We start from the raw sequence: 19,665 nt of genomic DNA on the forward strand, positions 1-19,665 counted from the left end.
TAAATATGAGTACTTCTTGCTTTCATTGCCTTGAAAGTGTGCCTAAAGGGTTTAGTGCAGCTGTTATTATAGATAACATGGTACAGCCAATGTGTTGTATTGGCTGCCAAGCGGTTGCGCAAAACATTGTTGATCAAGGCATGACCGACTACTACAAATACCGCACTGTTCGAGCCGGTAAAGTAGAGCAATTAGTACCAGAGCAACTCGCGTTCATAAAAAGCTACGACAATGAAGACATACAAGATGAGTTTATAGCCACAAATGACAACATCTCTGAAGTATTATTAAGTGTTGAGGGCATTACCTGTGCAGCGTGTGCCTGGCTTATCGAAAAACAATTACTAAGCCTAAAAACAGTTAAGCGCGTTGACGTAAACACCTCAACTAATCGCGCTATGATCCAGTGGGATAAAACAAACACACCACTGAGCAAAATCATTACCTCTTTGGCTAAAATTGGCTACAAAGCCTACCCGTTTCAAGCTGATACAGAAGCCCAACAAAAACAGCAAACAGCTAAAGCGTATATTCGTCGCTTAGGTGTTGCTGGGCTAATGACCATGCAAGTAATGATGTTTGCCTTTGCCATGTACTTTGGCATGTTTTCAGGAATGGATAGCAACTTTGAGCAATATTTTAGGTGGATAAGCTTAGTGCTTGCCTCACCGGTTATTTTGTACAGCGCGCTACCTTTTTTAACTAATGCCATTAATGGTTTGAAAGCCAAACAACTCAACATGGATTTACCCGTATCGCTTGCTATTTTTGGAGCTTATGGGGCAAGTTGCTATGCTACGTTTATGCAAGTGGGCGAAGTTTATTTTGAATCGGTTTGCATGTTTACCTTTTTGCTATTGCTAGGTAAATACTTAGAATTTAGAGCCCGATTAAAAGCCAGTGAATTTACAGCTAACTTACAAAAACTACTCCCTCTTACTGCCCGCACACTAGATGTAAACGGTAATGAGCACATTATTGCGGCAAAAAAACTAAAACTAAACGATATAGTACTCATAAAAGCGGGTGAAACTATTCCAGCCGACGGTGAGTTAGTTAAAGGTAAAACAACAGTTGATGAGTCAATGATGACCGGCGAGCATCAACCCGTTACTAAATTTATTGGTCACAATGTTTATGCGGGCTGCGTTAATCACGATGGCGTAATAGAAATAAAAATTAATAAAATTGGCCAAAACACGCTTTTAAACCAAATTATTCGCCTGCAACACAATGCGTTAACTAAGCGCCCTAAATTAGTGGAGATAACTGATAAAGTAGCTCAGTGGTTTATTGCATCTTTACTTATATTTGCCTCGATAACTGCTATTGGTTGGTATCAAATAGACCCTGATCACGCATTTTGGATCACTATTTCGGTGCTAGTTGCCACTTGCCCATGTGCTTTGAGTCTAGCTATTCCAACCGCACTTACTTGCGCCGTTGCAACACTTACCCGAAAAGGCATATTGATAAAGCAAGCGCATGTACTTGAAACGCTCTCACAACTAACATTATTTGCTTTTGATAAAACAGGCACGCTTACCCAAGGGAAATTTACACTCGACGCGGTAGATATACTTGATGAAAACTACAGCAAAGCTGATGTTTTAAAAATAGCGGCTCAGCTTGAGCGTTACTCTGAGCACCCTATAGCGAGTGCATTTAATGAATACCCCACCGCTCAGCATGATTTAAATAATATAGAGGTGCATCCCGGCCTTGGTATTAGCGCACAAAATGAAGCTAACCATTATGCTATTGGTAAAAGCGGCTGGTTTGAAAGTAAAAAAACCAACGCCCAAGCCAGTTTGTACATAAACAAACAGGTAGTCGCGCGCTTTTATTTTGTTGATAAAGTAAAAAGTGATGCAACAAAACTTATTAGCGCTTTGCAGTCGCAAAATTTAAGCTGCCATATGCTAACGGGTGATGCTTCAGATGCAGGGCAAAAAATTGCTAAGCAGCTAAAACTTGAAAGTGTGCAAACAGGCCTCTCACCTAAAGATAAACAAACTGCTGTAGAGCAGTGGTCATCGCAAAATGAGGTGGTTGCAATGGTCGGTGATGGCATTAACGACAGCCCCGTATTTGCCAGTGCCCATTTATCTATTGCGATGGAAACCGGCGCTGATATTTCTAAAAATAGTGCTGATGTTGTACTGCTAAATAGTGACTTAGCGTCAATTGATCACCTATTAAATGTGGCTAAGCAAACTAGGCGTATTATTAAGCAAAACCTTGCCCTGTCTTTGTTGTATAATGCATCAATATTGCCGCTGGCAGCTCTTGGCCTTGTTGCTCCATGGATGGCCGTTATTGGAATGTCTGCCAGCTCAATCATTGTTATTAGCAATTCACTAAGGCTTTTAAAGTTATGAGCATAATTTATATTTTGATCCCCATTGCTATATTGTTCGTCATTATTGCTATTGGCGTATTTTTTTGGGCTGTTAAAAGCGAGCAATTTTCTGATTTAAACAAACAAGGTCACAGTATTTTGTTTGAAGACGATAAAGAGCAGCACAACAAAAGTAATGATTGACCCTCTTTATATTAGCGCTTTTTTAATGGGCCTAATTGGTAGCGGCCACTGCCTTGCTATGTGCGGAGGTATTGCAAGCTCTTTACAATTAGCCAGCAACAAGCGAAAAACACTTACCTACTCATTCGCTTATAATATTGGGCGAGCATTAAGCTACATGGTTGCAGGCGCACTCGTTGCAGGTATAAGCAGTCAGTTTGCTAAACAAAACACATCATTTTCTATCACGCTTTCATTTATTGCCGCAATTTTTATGCTACTAGTAGGCGTTTATATAATGCGCTTAGGGCCTACATTGCAGTGGTTAGAGAAAATAGGTAAAACACTTATTTGGCAACATATTGTTAAGCTTAATAAATATTTAATGCCTGTTGACTCAACAGTTAAAGCATTGGGTTATGGCGCATTATGGGGCTGGCTTCCGTGTGGTTTGGTTTATTCTGCGCTCACGTGGGCAATGACGAGCCCAACCGCCTTAGATGGTGCTATTGTAATGTTATGTTTTGCGCTTGGTACATTTCCAGCCATGATCACACTGGGTTTAGCGGCTCAAAAACTCAACAGCATAATAAATCATCCATGGACCCGAATTGTATTAGGCAGCGTTATAATTTGGTATGGTATCTACTTATTGATTATTGCAACCGACAAGCTAGTACATTAATCTTAGAATGTATCAGCCTTGAAGGTTTATTTGCCTCAGTGTATATAATAACTAAAACGGATTAAATTATGGATTTCTCTCAAAGTCGCGCTAAAAGTAACTGTGCTATTAGCTGTAATAATTGCAGTATAAGCCAGTTATGTCTGCCATTTTCGTTAAATGGCCAAGAAATGGATAAGCTTGACGAAATTATTGAGCGAAAAAAACCACTGCATAAAGGTGACTATTTATTTGAATCTGGTGCACCTTTGCAGGCTATTTACGCTGTACGTTCTGGCTCATTTAAATCTTATACACTCTCAGAGCAAGGCGATGAGCAAATTACTGGCTTTCATTTAGCGGGTGATTTAGTTGGTTTTGATGCGATAAGTAAAATGGCTCACCAAAGCTTTTCTCAGGCACTAGAAACCTCTATGGTATGCGAAATTCCATTTGATACCCTTGATGAACTCGCTGGTAAATTACCTAAGTTACGCCAGCAAATAATGCGCTTAATGAGCAGCGAAATTACCTACGATCAAGAAATGCTATTACTGCTTAATAAAAAATCGGCAGAAGAGCGCTTAGCCAGTTTTATTTATAATCTTTCAGAGCGTTTCGGTGAACGTGGCTTTTCGCGCAAAGAGTTCAGATTTACCATGACTCGTGGCGAAATTGGTAATTACTTAGGTTTAACTGTTGAAACCATTAGTCGATTATTAAGTCGTTTCCAAAAAGCTGATTTAATCAAAGTTGAAGGTAAATTTATTACTATTTTAGATAATGACGCACTCGCTAAAGCGGCGGCAATCGTTAAGCCTTGTTAAAAACCTCACTGCAACTTTGATTTAGAACAACAATTTATGTGCTACCCCTTTAACTGTTTTGTATATGCGTTACACTAAATACAGAACTTCAACTAAGGAGTAGCTCATGAACACCATAAAACGCATTTTAGCGGTTGTCGATCCTACCAAAGACGATCAGCACGGCTTATCTCGCTCAATTGAGCTAGCTAAGAAGTCCGGCGCAAGTATTACCGCCTTTATGACGGTTTACGACTTCTCTTACGAAATGACCACCATGCTCTCCGGTGAAGAACGAGAAGCCATGCGAAGCGCCGTTTTAAAAGACCGTGAACTGTGGCTCACTGACTTAGTCTCTCCCTACAAAAATATCAATATAGATACCCAAGTGGTTTGGCATAACCGCCCTTATGAAGCCATTATTAATACCGTTATGGAGCAAAGCTTTGACCTAGTCATTAAAGGCACACATCAGCACGGCGCGCTTAAATCAGTTATATTTACTCCTACTGATTGGCATTTAGTGCGTAAATGCCCCTCTCCAGTGTTGTTCGTAAAAGAAATGGCGTGGCCAGAAGAAGGTAATATTTTAGCTGCTATTAATGCTGTAAGCGAAAATGATGAACACGTTGCACTTAATAAGCGCATTATTAAAGATGCGCAGTTTTTATGTGAACTGGCAAACGCAAAACTTAACTTAGTTAATGCATACCCAGCAACACCTGTAAATATTGCGATAGAAATACCCGAGTTTAACCCGGGTGTTTATAACGAATCAGTAAAAAAACATCACATTGAATCTACAACACAGCTTGCTAACGACTTTAATTTAACGACAGAGCAATGTTTTATTGAAGAAGGCCTACCTGAGGACGTAATTCCTGATGTAGCTAAACGTTTAAATAGCGAATTAGTGGTTATTGGCACTGTTGGACGTACTGGTTTAAGCGCGGCTTTAGTGGGTAACACCGCAGAGCATGTAATTGATAGTTTAGATTGCGATGTACTTGCATTAAAACCAGACGGTTATGTTAGCCCTCTTGCCAAAAGTTAAACAAAGCCTTAACTAGCGCTTTAATACCCATAGTACTTGGGTATATAATACGCCCCTTTCTTTTTAGCAATTAACTTTGCGTATGTTTATCAAGGGGGCGTAATTGTCACATTCAGATCAAGCTAAAGCTCAATTTAATTTAAATAAGCTTCAAAAGCGTTTACGCCGCCAAACTGGTCAAGCCGTTATGGACTTCAATATGATTGAAGAAGGCGACCGTATCATGGTGTGTTTATCAGGCGGCAAAGACAGCTACACCATGCTTGAAATGCTTCAGCACCTTAAACGTGTAGCGCCAATTAAGTTTGACTTGTTCGTGGTAAACCTCGATCAAAAGCAACCTGGCTTTCCTGAGCATGTACTGCCTGAGTATCTTGATAAACTTGATATTGAATACAAAATTGTCGAAGAAGACACCTACAGCATTGTTACCGATATAATCCCTGAAGGTAAAACAACGTGCTCACTTTGCTCTCGCTTACGTCGCGGTATTTTATATCGTACGGCAAAAGAACTTGGCGCGACTAAAATAGCACTTGGCCATCACCGCGATGACATGATCGAAACACTCTTTTTAAATATGTTTTACGGTGGCAAGCTTAAAAGTATGCCGGCTAAATTAATGAGCGATAATGGCGAGCATATGGTTATTCGTCCATTGGCGTATTGCAAAGAGGCCGACATAAGCCAATATGCTTTTGTACAGGGTTACCCTATCATTCCGTGTAACTTATGTGGCTCACAAGAAAACTTACAGCGTAAGCACACCAAAAACATGCTTGTTAAGTGGAACGAAGAACACCCAGGCCGTATAGAAAGTATTTTTACAGCAATGCAAAATGTAGTGCCTTCTCATTTAGCTGATGCTGAATTATTTGATTTTGAAAACCTAAAAACCGGTGAAGTAATAGATGGTGGTGATATTGCGCTAGATAAGCCAGATATTCCAAAAGTGCCTATAAATACTGACGATGACCAGCCAGCTCAAGCTGATGTAGTTACTATAAATTTAAGCTAAATTACAAATTAAAGGGCTTGTTTTAAGCCCTTTTTTTAACCCTTAGCTAATCCTTGTAGAAACTCTAAACTTAGCTTTTCTTGATTATTTGCCTGATACGGTAATTGTTGCAAGCTATCGTATGCAAAATCAGTGATTTCAAACATACTCACCTCAATATTACCAAAACTATTAAGCTCACCCGGGCTTGGTGACATTCTCTCAATCACAAAGTCACTTAAGTGCATATTAGTAATACCCTGCGGTAACACCGACCAATGCGCTTTTAAGGTTACGCTTTGGCTCCCCATAGACAGACGCTCTTTAGCCACTAAATGTGCAAGAGGTGTGTCACCGCTGTATAAATTAGCCCTTACACGATAGAGACCACTCTTTTTTACAGTTAAATTTGCAGGCACAAGCATATTTTCATTTTGAGGATAAGCACTTTCGAACCCTGTTAACGTGGCACTAGGCGGCATATATTGAATCTGCGCGACTACTGGTACTTTTTTCCCTGCTATATCGGCATCAACAAATATTTGTAAATTACGTGGGTAGTCTTCTTTAGCTTTAAAAGTAACAATAGCCTCGCCTTGTCGCGCTGAGCCCTTGTAAGTATTTAGCACTTCTTTGGTATCTGTATTTGATAACTCAACGTTTACTTTAGTTAAGTTAGTAGCACTTACACTCAACTTAATTTCTTCTGGGTAAACATACCTATATTGCTTTAAGCTCAGGGTAAGCGCTTCATTGTCAGACTCATTAATTGGGCTTATTACAGGGTAAAATTGATTTGGCTTTAAACGGTCTTCATCATGCGGGTTTAAAGGTTGAGAGTAAGGCGGATATTTAAGGGCGCTTTCATATTGCATAACCACTTGCTCTGCCGCGTGTGTTAAATCTTCATTAAAGGCAACTTGTTTTTTTGACTCTATTTTTTTATTTTTTGGTAAATCAATAGCAATTACTTTACTAGGCACAGGGGCAGTAGCTACAGCTGATTGATAAACCAACTGTTTTTTTTGCTCATCGTTTAGAGTTTCCCCACTTTGGTTAACAAACCATAAAGTATATAAAGCTATACTGATAATTAACGCCACTGCGTAAAATTTCTTCATAAGTATTAAATATTCCTTTAAAGCGTGCAGATCACTGCACGCTATTTATTTTTATGGGATCACACTATAAATAAGTGCTGACGCACTTTTACTATTTGAGTCTTTTATATAGCGATACTGCTTTTTCCAAAACCAAGTTCCTGTTGTTTCATCAAAAGTAGTAAAACCAACATTTTGACCATCAACGCCTATATTATTCATTGCAGTAGTCACATTGCCTTTGCGCTGCGCGTTATGAATTTCATTATGGCTATAACTGTCACTCATCATCATTGGGTAATGGTTGGGCATAAAGCTATTTACAGCATCACCTTGCGACTTTAAACGTCCATCTGTATCAATCGTTTGACTGCAACTGCCAAACGATTGTGCAGAGCTTGCGCCACATGACGAATGCGATGCAACGACCGAATCATCATTGCCTCTTAAAAAAACACCGGTTAAACCTAAATATGCATTTCCATCGGCTACAAAACGTAAACGAGGGGTACGAGCATCAGGAAGCGGAGAAATTTTACGCGCATTATTTACTTTTAAGTCGTGCAAAACGCCCACGGCTTTTGTTACATCACTTCCTAACCACCATTTGAGTGCAGCATCGACTGCAAAGTTCCATGCTGCACCAGTTAATGCACTTACTGCAATATCTGCAAGCTCGCTACCGCCCCCTGCACCCGCTAAATCGAAGGTCGCCACAATTTTCAGCGGTTCTAAGCCCGCATTTTCTAGCCAATTTTCTTGATTATCAATGATATGGCGCGCAATCAAATCACCCGTTGAATGCGTTACTAACACACAGCCCTGATCACATAGATTTGAACGTGAAATTTGCTTTAACTTAGGCCATACCCAATCGGTTGCAATTTTACCTTCTACTCGCTCGTATGCAGGCCAATCTATACGTTCGTCCGCTTTGTTATTCCAGTACGACTGCCAATAGGTTTCGCCATCATTAACAACATCGCTTCCAGACTTATTTGTTATTTGAGAAGTCTGTAAACCGTGAATTAAAATAATCTTGTAGTCTTTACTTACCGCAGAAAAGCTCATTAACATAGCAAGGCCTGCACCAAGTAAGTAACTTAGTTTTTGTGTGCGCTTTTTGTTGTTCATATAATATCCTAATCGTGTGTGTTCAATGTGTTTTTAATCATTTAAGGTATTCATGTCGTGTGTTGTTCTGCACTAAGACAGCACAAGCATCAGTATTAGGAGCAGCGCTCTAAATTGCAACAGCTTATTATCATTTACTTAAATTAAGACTACTACTATTTCAAATCAATTAGTTAACATGAACTCTAATTAAGAAATTAACTAACATATTGAATTTTAGTGATATTTTAGTGATATTTTAGTGATATTTTAGTTTCTTTCTCTAGTCAAATATATTCAGTGAGAAAAGGCGCATTTATGGGCTTATAGCAAGTAAATTCAACGTAGTTAGGGCAAAATAGCAGCTAAAGATAAGTTTTCTTATTCAGAACTCAGGTTAGTCAATAAACAATAATTGTATAAAGTGAAATTATTTATATGGGGCTAATTTTTGAGGACAAAAATTATTAAACTGAGTGCGATGTAGGATTTCTTAATTTCAGGTGAGGGGTTGATATAATGAATTTATTTATAAAAGTTATACATTAATTTAAATACTTGGCTCTATTAAAGCCAAGTATTTTACAAGTAGATTAACTGCTCGCTTTTAGCTCGCTTGTAAACTGGCCTATCGCATTGACTACTTCCTGCGCGCCGTTTTGTATTTCGCTCATAACATCACCAGACTCTTTAGATAATGCTAAGCCACGTTCTGCTTTTTCCTGCCCTTGCTCTATAACCGAAACCGTATTTTGAGTTTGCGAGCGGTTTCGTTGCACTACTTCGACAATTTCTTCAGTTGCTTTTGATGTACGCGACGCTAAAAGTCTAACTTCATCAGCTACCACAGCAAAGCCTCGCCCTTGCTCTCCAGCGCGTGCGGCTTCTATTGCAGCATTTAAAGCAAGTAAATTTGTTTGCTCAGCTATGCTGCTAATGCTTTGTACAATACTTGCTATTTGCTGCGACTGCTGATCAAGCGCCGATATTTCGCTAGCTGCTTGCTCCATATTTATTGCCAGTTCAGTCATGACTGCAACAGTGTCTTTAATTACACCAGCGCCTTGCTCTGCCTTTTTATCTGTTTGTGTTGATGTGTTGTAAGCAATTTCTGCTGCTTGCGATATAGCTATTTCTTGATTAACTTGATCTGTAATAACCGTTGCAAACTTCATAACCTTGTAAAGTTCATTAGCATCATTTGAAATAGGATTGTAAGAAGCCTCAAGCCACACAATGTTCCCATATTTATCAACACGTTTAAAACGCTCCGCTATAAATTGCCCTTCACGTAGCTTTTTCCAAAACTCTTGATATCCTTGCGAATTTGCTTCTGCTGGTTCACAAAATGTACGATGGTGTTTGCCTATTAATTCTTTTTCTTGATAACCCATTGCAGCTAAAAACTGATCATTTGCTTTTAATACATGACCTTCTAAATCAAATTCAATCACTGCCATTGAACGATAAATAGCTTTGATTGTGTCGCTTTGCTCACGAGATGCCGTAATAGTTTTGGTTAAGTCGCTGCCAAATATAGAAAAATAAAGAAGCTGATCTTGCTCACCTTTTACTGGGTGTACTATTAAGCGTAACCATTGTGCTTTACCATCAAAACGGGTAATTTGTAATGTGCCACCCCAGTGGCCTTCTGTTTTAATTGCTTGTTGTAAGCTTGCAAAATCTTTAGATTGACGCGACTGCTCAGTAATAAAATCATTAAAGGGATTATTCGTTAACGTATCTTCGTCATAACCGAGCTTCTGCAAAAATAAATCATTGGCATGAGAAATACGCCCATCATAAAGAATATTAACAACTAACATCTCACGATAAAGGCCTTCCCATACTTGTTGCAGAGGATAAAGCTCAGCTTTTAAAGAGGCGATTTCATTTTGTTTATTTTTAGAAAAAAACATTAATATCCTTACTAAGGCGAGTTGATCTTTGTTAATTGAAATTTGTTCAATCTAAAGCGATTTAATCGCGGTACAACATTTGTAACCTAGTGGGCTAGGTAACTGATCCTGCGTTACACTACTGGCTTAAGGCACAAAAAATAATAATCCTAGAAAGAACCCTTTGAACAGCGCATGTTTGGTATTTATATTGTGTTATCACCTATGAGTAGGAAATAACCACACTACATCAGCTCAGCCTTGCCTAAAAACCACATAGGTAGCTTGTAGTTCAACCACTAAAAACAACATGCCCTGATACAATTAATATAAGTTAATCTCAGTATAGAAGGTAATTACAATAACGCGATAAATAATAAGCAGTTAAAACTAAATTAACTATTTAGCCTTTCATATAAGCCAGATGCTCGGGATACACTTTTATTCATTGCTAGTTGCAACACTTTTTTATCTGCCACCAGCTCAAACTTATTTTTAGCACGTGTTATACCGGTATACACTAATTGCCTGTTTATACCCATACGAGCTTGCTTAAGTGCAGGCAGCACCATTGCTGTATAGTTAAATTCAGAGCCTTGAGATTTATGTATAGTCATTACATACACTTTATCGTGAGCGGGTAAGCGCGCGGGTGAAAATGCACGTTCATTACCTTGCTCATCTATAAATATTGCTTTTAGTTGATTACTTTCATCGGGCATTAAAATACCAATATCACCATTAAAAAGCTTAAGCTGGTAATCGTTTTGACTCACCATAATAGGCATACCACTATAATGACGCTGATTAGGGCTAACGGTAATTAAACCCTGCTGCTGTAGGGCTCTTTCAATACGTAGATTTAAACTATTTACACCGTAATCACCTTCGCGCACGGCAGCAAGTAATTGATAATTAGCAAATGCGCCATGTATTCGTGCAACGCTTGCACCTTGAGCAATAAGCTCTAAGTAATTTTTATAATGCCCCGCAGCACTCTTTACGAGCTTTTCGATGGGTTTTGCCACAAAGTCGTAATCTAAAATCACATCGTTAAAGCGCCCCTCAGTACTTTCTTGCTCAACGTAATTTAAAATACCGGTGTTATTGGTGTTTACTGCAAGAGCTAGTTGACCAATGCCACTTTGTGCATCAAATCGATAACTGTGCTGTAAAAATGCAATACAGTCAGCAAGTTTAAATTCGCTATGTGTTTGAGTCGCTAATTTATTATTTCCATTAAAACATAACTGATTTAGCTCATCGCACCGCGCTTTTGAATAATTAGGCGTTTGTCCAAGCGCTAACCCTTGGCATAAATCACTCATTACACTGCCGGTATCAACCGAGGCTAGTTGATCCTTATCGCCTAGTAATATTAAGCGTGCATGCGCAGGCAGTGCTTCTATTAACTTGGCCATTAGCGATAAATCGACCATGCTCGCTTCGTCAATAATTAATACATCTAAATGCAGTGGATTAGCTATATTATGCCTAAATTTATTAGTAAACGGTTTTACGCCTAATAAACGATGAATAGTTTGAGCACTTTGAGGTATCAGCGTTTTAATATCATCGGGAATCGTTGTAAGCTTATTTTTAGCCCCTAAAATAGACTCACTTAAACGTGCTGCCGCCTTACCTGTTGGTGCCACCAGCTTAATGCTTAGCGGTGCTGTTTTATAAAGTGACTGTAAAATAGCGAGTAACTTAGTCACCGTAGTGGTTTTACCGGTGCCAGGCCCTCCGGTGATCACACTAAACCCTTTGGTTGCAGCAATAGCACATGCTACTTTTTGCCAATCAGTTTCAATTGCTGGGTTTGTGGGAAAATAAGTATTTAAAAGCGCAGCTAACACCTCGTTATTTATATTGAGTTTTCGCTCGCTCATACTTAATAGCCTTGTGGCTAATGTTTGCTCATAACCTGCTAGGCGCGCAAAATAAAGGCGCTCATTAAACAATTGCAGTGGTTTACTTTCGCCTACGCTTTGGTGATTTTGTAAGTAGTTATACGCGGTTTGAGCATTAAAGTCCTCTGCAAAGGGCGTTAATGTGTCGGGTATATTTCCTTCGAGTTTATTAAAATCACTTTGGCGCAAATTAAACGGGTTACTCCAATCAACATCGTTTAATGTTAAGCAGCTATGCTGACTTTGCTGTGATAAACACAGTAACAAAATAATATAAAATAATTCATTATCCGATTGTTCAAACTCATTACCGCATAGCAATTGTGCAAGCTTTATATCAACCATACGAACACAGTTTTGCGCTGTTAAATATTCAAGTAACGAAACAGTACTCACATTATTGGCTAACTGTGGCTGTGGTATTAGCTCTGCTGGATCATGTGTAAACGGCTCGTCGATGTGTGCCTCGTCAATATCATCAAACAAACCCGGCTGCTGGTTTAAATCGCTCATAGCATAGCTCCTTGGCTAAACAAGCCATCTAAAATAGTTACTTGCTCTTGCGTTAATTTTTTAAAATACACGCCTTGCCTTGCAGGCATCCCACGTAAAAAGGTGTAATAAACACCACCTAAATGGGTCTCTATTGAGTAATCACTAATGCGTTGTTTTAACAACCGGTGCAAAGCAACGGTATATATTAAATACTGTAAATGATACTGATGACTACTCATCGCTTGCTCTAGTAAGTCACTCTTATAATCTGCAGGAGTATTACCTAAGTAATTAGACTTATAATCTAAAATGTAATACTTATCTTGATAGCAAAATATTAAATCTATAAAGCCTTTTAAAAGCCCTTTTACATGAGCAAATTCTAGTTTGCTTTGAGTAAAGCCAAAATGTTTAATAAGGATTTCGTTTACTTTAGGGGCACTTAAACTGCTCAGCGGTAAATTAAACTCCATTTCTACCAGGCAATCACTTGGCGCTAATTTACTCAAGCTTAAATCATTACTGCTGTTAGCATTTAATGGGCATTGCAACGAATCGAGTATCCACTGCTCAGTTACACTTTGCCAGCTTTCGCTAATGTGGTACTTTTCAAGCGCACGCTTTACAACCTCGTCTAGGTTTTGCTCTTTATTTGTAGGGTGCTCAAGTGGGCTTGTAAAATCAATTTGCTCAAATATTTCGTGTAAACAACTGCCCGGTTTTGCACCTTTAGGAAAACTGTAAGGAGAAGGTAGCTCGTCTTCTTGTGCTGCAAACTCATCCTTTTCATGATCTTCATCACTACGCCCAGGCTCTATATGGTCAGTGTGCTTTTTAAAGCTCAGCGCACTAAAGCTAGTTGCTCGCCAGTCACGCTCAATAGTTGCCGTTACACTATTAATACTTAGCGCTTGGGGTGGGTTTTCGCTTTGTGCAAAACGTAATGTGCCCTGCTCTAACAACGCTTGTGAGGTAAATTGCTGATAACTCATCGCTTTATTAGCATCACAAAATTCACTTAAATGTGTACGCCATACTTGGCTGCTTGAAAGCTCAAGTCCTGAAAATAAAACATGCCCAAGTGCACTACTTTGAATCGCTAAGCGGCTGCTCTGCCCTTGCCCTAAGTTATAAACGCCCAGCGAGCAAAAATGTACAGCACGGGTAAGCGCTACGTATAATAGCCGTAGGTCTTCTGCAAGGCGCTCTTGCTCTGCTTTTTGTAGTGCATCTTCATTTTTACTTAAATCGTAAACCAATTTACCTTTATCATGATAAAGCGCTTCCTTGGTTTCGCGATAACCACTAGCAAAAGGCATAAATACCAGTGGGTATTCAAGCCCTTTTGATGCATGCATTGTTACAATTTTAACTAAGTTAGCATCGCTTTCTAGGCGTACTTGTACGGTTTCACCATCTTGTTGACTTACCTTTTGTGCAAACCATCGCAGCAAACGTAAGGTGCCCTCAAGCTCAATTTGTTTTTGCTGGAGTATTTCACCTAAGTGCCTAAAATCGGTTAGCCATCGTTCTACGTTATACCCTAAACCTTGCCATTTAGCGCTTAGCTGATTGTGGCTCATTAAGCGCTCAAGCATGGCCATAGCGCCTTGTTTGTTCCAAACATGACTAAGCTGTGCAAAAAAGTTTAAGTGCTCTTGCCATTTATTTTCATCATCGGCGAGAGCAAATATATCGCTATAACTTAAACAAAATAATGGGCCGGCAAGCACACCACGCAGTAATGACTCGTCGTACTGACCATGTAAAGCCGTTAAAAAGTTAAGTAAATGATGGCTAAGCTCTTGGCTAAAAACACTTTCTCGTGATAAGTAAACGCTAGAAATTTTGGCATCACCCAGCGCTTTTTTCATTATTTGTGCTTCTACACGGTCGCGTACTAATATACAAATGTCGGCAGCGCTTACAGGCTTATTGCCTATGCATGCTGTGCCTTGTTTTGCTTTTTCAAGCAAGGTAACAATTTTATTAGCAAAATGAGTGGCTAAATGTGCTTGCCCTACACCTTTGTTAGTTGGTTTGTTTTTTTCATCTGCGGCTTCATCAACAAATACGTTAAATTCAAAAGCAGTGGCTGGTTTACCATCTACTATAAATGTTTCGTCAGCTTTTTTACCTTTAGCAGCCACCGCGTTAAACGGTATAGCGTCGTTATAAATAAAGCTATTAGCGTGTTTACAAAATAAACTATTAACGCTATTTACTATATCAGTGCTTGAGCGAAAATTTGTACCGAGGGTAAATTGTTGATCTGTTTGCACCGCTTCTTTTGCACCAATATAGGTAAAAATATCAGCGCCCCTAAAGCCATAAATAGCCTGCTTTGGGTCACCTATCATGGCAAGCGAAGTGTTTTCTTGGCCGTATATTTTACTAAAAATACCGTACTGAATCGGATCGGTATCTTGAAATTCATCTATCATGGCTACAGGGAATAGCTGCGCTATTTTTTGCGCGAGTGCATCGCCTTGCTCACCATTAAGTGCGCTGTGTAAGTTGGTGAGTAAATCATCTGGGGTGATCACGCTTTGCTCTTGCTTGCGTTTTACTATGGCGGCTTTAACCCAGCGTGAAGCGTACTGCACTATCGCTATTTTTAAACCTTGATTTATCGTGTTATTAAGCGCAGCGAGTTCGTCAAACTGACTCAGTAATGGATGCGTAAATAATGGCTGATTTTTTTTATAATTTGCCGCATCACTTAAATTTTCGCTGCTCCATACCTCAAACGAATATTTGCTAGTGCCAAACTCAAAAAACAAATCATCACTTGCACAAAAGGCTTCAAGCGCAGCCAAGCTCCCCTTGCGTCCTGGTGTTTTAGAACCACTTAAGCCTGAGCCTTTAATCGCAGCAATAAATTCTTGCTCTATTACCGCCCTTTTAAATGCGGGTACTTTATTTATGTATTCATCACGGGCTTGCCATACATCGTCTAAATTTATTTGCGGTGTAATGTGCGCATTAGCTTTATTAAGCACGCTACTTACTTGGCTAAATAACGACTCAGGGGCTGCAAATACATCTAAAATAGCATCGGTGCGTTCTTTATTGAGCGGGTATACAAACGCGCGCCAAAAATCTTTAATGGTTTCGAGCAGTATGTCGCGCTCGTCTAAAATAAACTCAAGGTTAAACGCCACACCCGATTCAAACGCATGCTGTTTTAACATTCGCTGACAAAAACCATGAATGGTAAATATGGCTGCTTCGTCCATTGATTTAGCCGCTGCATCAAGTAAATCAAATGCGCGGTGTTTGTCATCAATTGCGGCTATTACACCTTCTATTAACTCATCTTTTGGGTCTTGTCCAAGTAGTGCGTCGCGCGCAGCAATAATACGGCTGCGTACACGGTCTTTAATTTCTTGTGTAGCGGCATCGGTAAATGTCACCACTAATATTTGCTCAACACTGAGTGGCGTATTTAGCTCACCTTCTATTTGCATCCCTAATAAATAGCGCAAATAAAGGCCTGTTATAGTATAGGTTTTACCGGTGCCAGCGCTGGCTTCTATTAAGCTTTGCCCTATTAGCGGCATAGTTAGTGGGTTAAGCGCTTGCATGGTCACTCTCCTTTGCGTGTTCAAACAATGGTGCAAGTAACTTATCGCTCCACTTTATAAATTCTTCTTGGCAGTCATTGAGCGATTGCACTGTTAAGCGAATATAAGGGTTTTCGCCCTCGCCGCGCCCAATATATTGTGGGCTAAACTTGCTAGTGGCTTTGCCAATGTCACCGCCGCTTTTTACGTACTCGTAGCCACTAACCGGAAAAAACGGTATTGGCTCTTTGCGAAGCGCTTTATATAGCTCAAACCAATCACTTAACAAGGCATCTGCATCGGCTTTGCTAATTGGCGCATAACTAATTTGCTTATCAAGCCCAAGCAGAAGAGTTTCTACATCTTGCTCCATACTTTGTGCAGCTAAGTGGTATATAAAGCCTTTAATTAAATCTTTCGCTTTAATGCTGGCGCTTCGATAAAACACTTGTTTTTGCAGATAAATATGATTTAGCCAGCCTTCTATTTTGGTATTTTCTATTTGTAGAGCGACTTCAATGGGCTCACTTTTCCCGCCTTTAATCTGCTCTTTAACTTGCCCTGCAAGTGCATCTACTCGATGCTCCATCCCTTCAAAAATTAAACTACCTACATTAGCCTGCGGCAGCTCACCGCGCTGTAATATTTGCTCAGTACTCAGTGGTTGCTCGTTAATATTAGCGTCGAGTATTTCATCAAGATAAAAGTAACGACGAAGTGCATCTAGGCTAAAGGGTTCCTCGTCTTTTGCGACTTCGTTAAATTGTGGCAGGCGTAAACCTAACGTTTGCTGATAAAAGCTCTCTTGTGCATTGCACACGCTTCTAATAAAGCTGTCTAAATCGAGTGTGTCAGGAGGGGTAACGTCAAGTGCACTAACAGGTTGTACCGTAATAGACTCGCTTGGCAGCCAAATAGGGTTATAACTGTGATTATTTAGCGCACTACTTAGCTCATTACTTTTTAAATAATACGCACTATTAAAGGGCTGTAAGTGTTGCTGGTTAATTAAACACGCGGGCAATTGCTTATCGCTTTCATTCGTTAGCGCAAAGCTGCGGCCAATGTATTCTAAAAGCTCACTCACAAGGGTTGATGGCATACGGGGTTGATTATCAAAACATGAGCGGCCTATATAGCTCATATATAAACTGTCACGAGCACTGAGTAGTGCCTCTAAAAATAAGTAACGGTCGTCTAATTTACGTGAACGGTCACCTTTTTGTTTTTTAGAATACGGCACTAAGTCAAAACCAATAGGTTGTACGTTACGCGGATAATCAGCGTCGTTTAAACCTAGCATACACATCACTTTAAACGGTACTGCGCGCATTGGCATTAGGGTACAAAAGTTTACCTGGCCGACTAAAAACCGCTGCCCTACGCCTTTTTCTTGAATGCCTTGTTTAATTAAGTAACTTACAATGCGCTGCGACACAGCTTGGCTGTAATCGCCGTTATCGTGATGTTTTTGTAACTCTTCAAGCACTTTTTGTAGTACTAATAAATCCCAACTATCGTCACTTTCACTTTCGTATATAGCGTTTAATAACTCGCTTAAAATAAGCGCTTTATTAGTCAGTGTATCGTCAGGTGTTAGTTGCTCTTTAAAGTGTTGCAGCACATTAATAAAATCCACCAGCTTATTAAGCGTATCAAGTGCCATGCCTTCTACTTCATCAGCACTGTATATACCGTTAAACGGGCATTGTTCGTCGCGCTGCGCTATGCCAAGCAATAAGCGGTTAAGCCCGTGTTGCCAAGTATTTAAGTCTATAGCGGGTAAATCAAAGCTGCTTTTATGCTCAGCATTTATCCCCCATTTTACGCCCACTCGCTCAAGCCAGTATTGAATTTGCTCGTACTCGTGCGCTTCAAGGCCAAATTTTTCGGCAATTTGCGTTACTTGCAGTAAATCAAGAATATCTGACACGCCAAAGCGCGAAAACGGTAAGTTAGCTAGGCTGGCAAACGAGCTAAGCACGGGTTTTTCTTGCTCTATGGCTAAATCGGCCAAGGCATACGGAATAAAACGGCTGCCTTGCGCCCCACCAAAAACGGCCTCAATATAGGGGCTGTATGTGCCAACATCGGGCATCATTACAATAATGTCTTTTGGTGTAAGCGCCGGGTTTTGATTAAACAAATTAAGTAAGTAGTCGTGCAGACGCTCAACTTCTCTAAGAGGGGTGTGGCAATCGCTAAGGGTAATACTGGTGTCGGTCGCGCTTACCGGCAGTTTGCCTTCATCATTTATAAACCACTCTTTGTTGTCGGTAAGAGACTCCCCCTTAAACGCAAGCTGGTAAATTTCACTTTGTACTTGGCCAAGTAACGTGTCGTCAAATACGTCTATAAAGCCATCTATCCATCGGGCATCAAGTTGTACTAGTTGCTCAAAGTAATCACGCCCTAACTTACCCCACGACGATAAAAGCGGGTTACCTATAAAGTAGTATTCTTCGTCAGGATTAGTTTGTTTTTTTTGCTGAGCTTCTATAAGCGGCATTTTGGCGTATTTTGCTGCTATTTTTGCAGCGGTTTTTTCATCTATTATATCGCCCCAATAATGCTCACTAGGGTTAAAAAAGAATAAAAACACGTCTGTTTTTTTACTCAGCGCTTCAAATACTTCAAGCTGAGAACTGGCAATCGCCGATATGCCAAATAAGCTAATGCGCTTAGGTAATAAGCTATTATCCATAGTCTCAAGTGCTGCAAGTAACTGCCCTTGCATATTAGCGCGATGAAATTGGCTTTGCCCAAGCTCTTTGCTTAGTTTTACAATGCGTCGCCATAAGTCGGGTTGCCATGGCGCAATGTTTACATCTACGTCCTCAAGTTCATCTTTGCCGCTATCCCAGCTAGCAATCCAATGCGGGCGGTACATTAAATATTGGTCGTACACGTCGGCTATTTTTTCGCACAGCGCAAACGTTTTTTGCCCGTCTATATCGCCCTCTAAATAGGTTTTTAGCGGCAAATAAAGTGGCTCATCAATACAGTTAGGGAGTATTGCAAATAATTTCCAAGCAAGGTTAGGCTTATTAAACGCAGACTCTTTAGGTACATTTGGCAGTAATTGTTGATACAACTGCCAAATAAAACTCGATGGCAGCGGAAAATCAATCTGCGCTGCTATCCCCAAATGTTCACTTAAACCAATTTTTAACCACTGCGACATACCCGGCGATTGCACCAGCACCACTTCTTTATCGAAAGGGCTTTGTAATGGGCTTACTTTTAACAGCTTATGAAACTGCGCTTGTAGCGCTTCCATACGGTTTGATTGGATAATATTGAGCATACGCGAACTACCTTACTTGAGATAAAACCAGTGTAAGATATTTTCAATTATAGGGGTAGCACAATCAGTAAATTGGCACTAATAAATCAGCGAGTTAGCATGTAATTGCATATGCATCATACGTATGTATTAAAGCCTGTTTATTTTTTAAATTTAATCTCGCTTATATGATTGGCGCTAAACTCAAACATGGTGCATTTAGCGTGGCTATTAATCAAAATAAAATAA

12 protein-coding genes are annotated in these 19,665 nt (G+C 39.8%); 6 read left to right on the forward strand and 6 right to left on the reverse strand.

Annotated elements, in window-relative coordinates:
• Positions 1-5: 5 nt before the first annotated feature.
• From J8L73_RS09325 to ttcA, 6 genes are all read left to right on the forward strand, one after another.
• Complete coding sequence (locus J8L73_RS09325; RefSeq protein ID WP_211016495.1) at positions 6-2,381, forward strand: heavy metal translocating P-type ATPase; 2,376 nt, start codon at positions 6-8, stop codon at positions 2,379-2,381.
• Positions 2,378-2,545, forward strand: a complete 168-nt coding sequence (gene ccoS, locus J8L73_RS09330; RefSeq protein ID WP_002963071.1) for a cbb3-type cytochrome oxidase assembly protein CcoS — start codon at positions 2,378-2,380, stop codon at positions 2,543-2,545. Before J8L73_RS09325 ends, ccoS begins: the two co-directional genes overlap by 4 nt.
• Positions 2,538-3,209 (forward strand): sulfite exporter TauE/SafE family protein, encoded by a 672-nt coding sequence (locus tag J8L73_RS09335; protein ID WP_211000476.1) that lies wholly within the window; start codon positions 2,538-2,540, stop codon positions 3,207-3,209. Before ccoS ends, J8L73_RS09335 begins: the two co-directional genes overlap by 8 nt.
• A 68-nt stretch (positions 3,210-3,277) precedes the next feature.
• Positions 3,278-4,015 (forward strand): FNR family transcription factor, encoded by a 738-nt coding sequence (locus J8L73_RS09340; RefSeq protein WP_211016498.1) that lies wholly within the window; start codon positions 3,278-3,280, stop codon positions 4,013-4,015.
• Positions 4,016-4,121: 106 nt separating this feature from the next.
• The gene (gene uspE / locus J8L73_RS09345; RefSeq protein ID WP_211016500.1) at positions 4,122-5,048 is read left to right on the forward strand and encodes a universal stress protein UspE; all 927 of its coding nucleotides are present in this window, start codon (positions 4,122-4,124) and stop codon (positions 5,046-5,048) included.
• A gap of 103 nt (positions 5,049-5,151) precedes the next feature.
• Positions 5,152-6,066, forward strand: coding sequence for a tRNA 2-thiocytidine(32) synthetase TtcA (gene ttcA / locus J8L73_RS09350; protein ID WP_211016502.1), 915 nt, complete (start codon positions 5,152-5,154; stop codon positions 6,064-6,066).
• A gap of 35 nt (positions 6,067-6,101) precedes the next feature.
• Here the strand turns inward: ttcA and J8L73_RS09355 are convergent, their stop codons facing one another.
• The 6 genes from J8L73_RS09355 to recC all read right to left on the reverse strand — a co-directional run bounded on the left by J8L73_RS09355 (position 6,102) and on the right by recC (position 19,437).
• Positions 6,102-7,166, reverse strand: a complete 1,065-nt coding sequence (locus tag J8L73_RS09355) for a hypothetical protein (RefSeq protein ID WP_211016504.1) — start codon at positions 7,164-7,166, stop codon at positions 6,102-6,104.
• 51 nt (positions 7,167-7,217) lie between these two features.
• Positions 7,218-8,279 carry a hypothetical protein gene (locus J8L73_RS09360; protein ID WP_211016506.1) on the reverse strand — a complete coding sequence of 354 codons (1,062 nt, stop codon included), beginning with the start codon at positions 8,277-8,279 and terminating at the stop codon, positions 7,218-7,220.
• 572 nt (positions 8,280-8,851) lie between these two features.
• Positions 8,852-10,177 carry a methyl-accepting chemotaxis protein gene (locus tag J8L73_RS09365; RefSeq protein WP_211016508.1) on the reverse strand — a complete coding sequence of 442 codons (1,326 nt, stop codon included), beginning with the start codon at positions 10,175-10,177 and terminating at the stop codon, positions 8,852-8,854.
• A 374-nt stretch (positions 10,178-10,551) separates the two neighbouring features.
• Positions 10,552-12,582: an exodeoxyribonuclease V subunit alpha gene (gene recD / locus J8L73_RS09370; RefSeq protein ID WP_211016510.1), complete on the reverse strand. Its 2,031-nt coding sequence runs from the start codon at positions 12,580-12,582 to the stop codon at positions 10,552-10,554.
• Positions 12,579-16,151, reverse strand: a complete 3,573-nt coding sequence (gene recB, locus J8L73_RS09375) for an exodeoxyribonuclease V subunit beta (RefSeq protein WP_211016512.1) — start codon at positions 16,149-16,151, stop codon at positions 12,579-12,581. Before recB ends, recD begins: the two co-directional genes overlap by 4 nt.
• A complete protein-coding gene (gene recC / locus J8L73_RS09380) occupies positions 16,138-19,437 on the reverse strand; it encodes an exodeoxyribonuclease V subunit gamma (protein WP_211016514.1) in 3,300 nt (1,099 codons plus the stop codon). The genes recB and recC overlap by 14 nt, the downstream gene beginning before the upstream one ends.
• Positions 19,438-19,665 lie beyond the last annotated feature (228 nt).

Source organism: Pseudoalteromonas sp. MMG006, from assembly GCF_018101025.1.
Lineage (GTDB): Bacteria > Pseudomonadota > Gammaproteobacteria > Enterobacterales > Alteromonadaceae > Pseudoalteromonas.